The following is an 863-nucleotide window of genomic DNA, read 5'->3' as shown; positions in this document are numbered from 1 at the left end:
GGCTGCGCTACGGCGTCGCGGACGCGCAGGGCGTGCAGCGCGTCGACCTCCCCGTCGACGTGCGCGCGCCGTCGATGATGCACGACCTCGCGATTACCGAAACCCGCAGCCTGCTGCTCGACCTGAACGTCGGCTACGACTTCGCGATGCTGAAGCAGGGGCACCGGATGCCGCTGCGCTGTCACGACGACCGCGACGCGCGGATCGGCGTGACGCCGCGCCACGGCGGCGACGTGCGCTGGTTCGGTATCGAGCCGTGCTTCATTCAGCACGTCGTGAACGCGTACGACTGCGACGAGTCGTGCATCGTGCTCGATGCGGTGCGCTATCCGTGGTTCCTGCGGCTCGATGCGCGCACGGGGCGCTTTGCCGACAACCCGCTCGGCGAGCTGTGGCGCTACGTGATCGATACGGCGAATGGGCTGATCGACGAAGGGCCGCTGGCCGACGGCGGCATCGAGTTGCCGCGCATCAACGAAAGCCGGACGGGGCGCCGCTACCGCTACCTGTATGCGGTCGAGCAGCCGAACAACGCCGAGATGCGCGGCGTGATGCGCTTCGACCACGTGCGGGGCACGACGACGCGTTACGCGGTGCGGGCCGGCGACCAGAACGGCGAGCCGGTGTTCGTGCCGCGCCCGGGCGGCACCGACGAGGACGATGGCTGGCTGCTGGTGGTGGTCTACCGCGCGGCGACGGATACGAGCGACGTCGTGATCCTCGATGCCCGCGCGATCGACGCGGCGCCGGTCGCCACCGTGCACCTGCCGCGCCGCGTGCCGGCCGGGTTCCACGGCGCGTGGGTGCCGCGCGAGCGCCGGGCGTGAGCGGCCGCGCGCGTCACTGCGCGCGCAGCGCGTCGA

Annotated in this window: 1 protein-coding gene; it reads left to right on the top strand. The window is 71.6% G+C overall.

Annotated features, from left to right (window positions below; translation table 11 throughout):
- Positions 1–827: carotenoid oxygenase family protein (locus PI86_RS15500; protein ID WP_039324378.1), on the top strand; the 827-nt coding region annotated here is incomplete at its 5' end.
- Positions 828–863: the final 36 nt, after the last annotated feature.

Source organism: Burkholderia sp. A9, from assembly GCF_000801975.1.
The sequence above is the reverse complement of the archived record's forward strand: the minus strand, read 5'-3'. Positions and strand labels throughout refer to the sequence as shown.